Genomic DNA, 3,392 nt, shown 5'->3' on the forward strand with positions numbered 1-3,392 from the left:
GTTCAGGTGGCCAAATTCAGTAAACCACTTCATTCCGAAGTTAAAATCGATTTCGATGGCGATTATAAGAGCAGCCTGCCTTCTGCCTATAACCAGATCCTCGGCAACTTCGGCCTGCCGATGGGTACCAACGGTAGTACCACTGGCGGTTCTCTAAGCCTGCACCTGCCGGAAATGTGGGAACTGTCAGGTTATAATAAAGTGGCACCGCAGTGGGCAATTCATTATAGCCTAACCTATACCAGCTGGAGTCAGTTCCAGGAGCTGAAAGCAACCAACAGCAAAGGCGACACGCTCTTCTATAAAGATGAAAGCTTCCGCGACGCTTACCGCATCGCGCTGGGGACAACCTACTATATGGATGATAACTGGACGTTCCGTACCGGTATTGCCTTCGATGACAGCCCGGTTCCTGCCGACAAGCGCTCCATCTCTATTCCGGATCAGGACCGTTTCTGGCTGAGCGCAGGTGCTACTTATGCCTTCAACAAGGATGCCTCAATTGACGCCGGTATCTCTTATATGCACGGTCAAAAAGTTACCTTCAAAGAAGGCCCATATGAGTTCTCTTCCGAAGGTAAAGCCTGGCTGTATGGCATGAACTTCAACTACGCGTTCTAATCGCACAGGAATTGAAAAAGGTGAGCATTGCTCACCTTTTTTATTTACTCCGAATCGATATCTTTTAGTTCGTTCTCGATCGCCTTCGCGTTTGGATTCTCTTCCGGTTTCAGCTTACCGCCGTTAGCAATAAAATCATGATTCTGGAAGTACGCTTCTCGCACCATAATATACGGGTCAGAAGACTGGCGCAGTAAGCCATCAGAGTCGAGCAGTTGCGCACGGGTTTCTATCCCTTCCACCGTCCATTTACCCACCGACAGCGGCCAGGTCAGCCACGACAGAACCGGATACAGCGTATCAACCATATCGCCGCCGTCATCACGAAGGGTGAAACTGCCGTAGAACGGTAATTGCATGTACGGACCGTACCCGACGCCATAATGTCCCATTGTGCTGCCGAAACGGTGCGGCTGCTCACGCTGCAGTTTCGGGTTCGCCATGCCTGCCACGTCAATAAAGCCGCCCATCCCCAGAATGGAGTTCAGGAAGAAGCGGGTAAAGTGCACCATCCCCTGATACGGGTCACCCTGCAGGAAGTAGTTCACCATTACCGCAGGCTCTTCGAGGTTGCTGGTAAAGTTACTTAACCCGTTACGCGCGGGCTGGGGAACATAATCGCGCCATGCTACTGCCACCGGGCGAACCACATACGGGTCCAGCACGTTGTAGTTAAAGTTATACATGGAGCGGTTAAATCCTTCGAGAGGATCGGAGCGTCCCGTTTGCTCCCCGGAGCTGGCGCAGCCCACAAGCATCGTCGCGCCAAGCGCAAGCGCCGACAGCCGAAGTTTCATAAATATCTCCCTGTTCAGTATGGCTATCGTTGATTGCCATCCGTAACGGAGCCGTTGATGCTCCGTCTGTAAACGTGCAAGCGATTGTAACAGCACGTTTACCGATGTCTATGAGCACAATTACGGGCAGTAATCACCGTGACTCTGATCTCAGCATAGCCTGGCTTTTGGAATTCGTTTCGCTGGCAATTTTATAATGTCTTTGAAAGAGATGTATCACCTTTGTTGTCATTGCCGCCAATTTAAGAGCATCCCCACAGGCATCCCGATAAAAGCCGCTACGCTTAACAGAAAGATCAACCTCCGGGAGCAGATATGAAAGAAGTGGGCGAAGAAAAAATTGGCGAGAGCGATGAGGAACTTGAAATTGAAAGCGAGGAGAAAGCGCGTGGCGAGAAAATAGAAATTGATGAAGATCGCCTCCCTTCCCGCGCGATGGCCATCCATGAGCATATCCGCCAGGACGGTGAAAAAGAGATGGAGCGCGATGCCATGGCCCTCTTCTGGTCAGCTATCGCCGCAGGGCTCTCAATGGGCGCGTCTCTGCTCGCCAAAGGGATATTTCATGTTCAGCTGGAAGGTGTGCCGGGCGGTTTTTTACTCGAGAATCTCGGCTATACCTTCGGCTTTGTGATTGTCATCATGGCCCGCCAGCAGTTGTTTACCGAAAACACGGTGACCGCCGTTCTGCCGGTGATGCAAAACCCTACCCTCGGCAACTTCGGTTTATTGATGCGTCTGTGGAGCGTCGTCCTGCTGGGTAATATCATCGGCACGGGCATCGCGGCCTGGGCGTTTGAGTACATGCCGATCTTTGATGAACCCACCCGGGACGCATTTGTAAAAATCGGCATGGATGTGATGAAAAACACCCCGATCGAAATGTTCTCTAATGCCATCATCTCTGGCTGGATTATCGCCACGATGGTCTGGATGTTTCCTTCAGCAGGGAGCGCCAAAATTGTGGTGATTATATTGATGACCTGGCTGATTGCGCTGGCTGACACCACGCATATTGTGGTCGGTACCGTAGAAATACTGTATCTGGTCTTTAACGGTACGCTTCACTGGAGCGACTTTTTCTGGCCGTTCGCCCTGCCGACGCTGGCGGGTAACATCTGCGGCGGAACGTTTATCTTCGCGCTGTTAAGCCATGCCCAAATCCGTAACGACATGTCGAACAAACGCAAAGCGGAGCTTAAAGCGCGGGAAAATGATGATAAATCGACAAAAAAATCGTCCTGAATGGTGACTCTTTGAGCAGTCAGGCGGCGATGCGCTTAACGCAAAGTGTAAATGACGCTATACTCGTGCCGCCTCGTCCCCTTAGTTAAATGGATATAACGAGCCCCTCCTAAGGGCTAGTTGCAGGTTCGATTCCTGCAGGGGACACCATTACCATCTCTCAATAAGTCCAAGACATTCCATAACTCACTGATTTAAAACCTAATCACTAATATCGCTCGTCCAATAAGGTGCCATTATTTCTAATGGAATCTATACATTTTTGCGTATAAGATTGTGTATAACTGAGTTCGATCTTTTTTCTATACACATGCTGCTATCTGACATCCAAATAAAACGCGCAAAACCAAAGGATAAGCCCTACACATTGAACGATGGTATGGGGTTATCACTACTTATTGACACCACTGGCAGTAAAGGTTGGCGCTATCGTTACCGCTTTGCAGGAAAGCCCAAGATGATTTCCTTCGGCGTATATGGCGATGTATCGCTTGCACAAGCGCGTGCTAAACGTGATGAAGCTCGTTCGATGTTGGCCAAAGGGATCAACCCCAGCGAGGCCAGAAAGGCTGAAAAAATTGCGTTGCAGTTTGCACATGAGAACAGTTTTGAATCGGTAGCAAGGGAATGGCATGGTTCAAAAAAAACCACTTGGTCAGAAGGGTACGCGAAAGAAGTTATCAACTGCATGGAAAAGGATATTTAATGAGATGGTCACTCCCTCCTTCC

Annotated in this window: 3 protein-coding genes, 1 tRNA gene and 1 pseudogene; 4 read left to right on the plus strand and 1 reads right to left on the minus strand. The window is 49.9% G+C overall.

Annotated features, from left to right (window positions below; genetic code table 11):
- Positions 1-621, plus strand: a 621-nt coding sequence (locus tag HMPREF3143_RS10840; protein WP_175441119.1) for an outer membrane protein transport protein, incomplete at its 5' end; no start/stop codon positions are given.
- A gap of 44 nt (positions 622-665) precedes the next feature.
- On the opposite strand, the gene mlaA is transcribed toward HMPREF3143_RS10840, so the two are convergent.
- Positions 666-1,418, minus strand: coding sequence for a phospholipid-binding lipoprotein MlaA (mlaA, locus tag HMPREF3143_RS10845; RefSeq protein ID WP_008502619.1), 753 nt, complete (start codon positions 1,416-1,418; stop codon positions 666-668).
- Between the two features lie 315 nt (positions 1,419-1,733).
- Here mlaA and HMPREF3143_RS10850 point away from each other — a divergent pair, with 315 nt between their 5' ends.
- From HMPREF3143_RS10850 to HMPREF3143_RS10860, 3 genes and pseudogenes are all read left to right on the plus strand, one after another.
- On the plus strand, positions 1,734-2,663 hold the full coding sequence (locus tag HMPREF3143_RS10850; protein ID WP_008502620.1) for a formate/nitrite transporter family protein: 930 nt from the start codon (positions 1,734-1,736) through the stop codon (positions 2,661-2,663).
- A 75-nt stretch (positions 2,664-2,738) separates the two neighbouring features.
- A tRNA-Arg gene (locus tag HMPREF3143_RS10855) sits at positions 2,739-2,813 on the plus strand.
- 160 nt (positions 2,814-2,973) lie between these two features.
- Positions 2,974-3,366, plus strand: a pseudogene (locus HMPREF3143_RS10860) (tyrosine-type recombinase/integrase); the annotation flags it as partial.
- Positions 3,367-3,392 lie beyond the last annotated feature (26 nt).

Source organism: Enterobacter sp. HMSC16D10 (assembly GCF_001807145.1).
Taxonomy (GTDB): domain Bacteria; phylum Pseudomonadota; class Gammaproteobacteria; order Enterobacterales; family Enterobacteriaceae; genus Enterobacter; species Enterobacter roggenkampii.

Excerpts from the sequence above, each read along its gene's own strand:
- mlaA (WP_008502619.1), bottom strand. The coding sequence starts at position 1,418 with ATGAAACTTCGGCTGTCGGCGCTTGCGCTTGGCGCGACGATGCTTGTG.
- HMPREF3143_RS10850 (WP_008502620.1), top strand. The coding sequence starts at position 1,734 with ATGAAAGAAGTGGGCGAAGAAAAAATTGGCGAGAGCGATGAGGAACTT.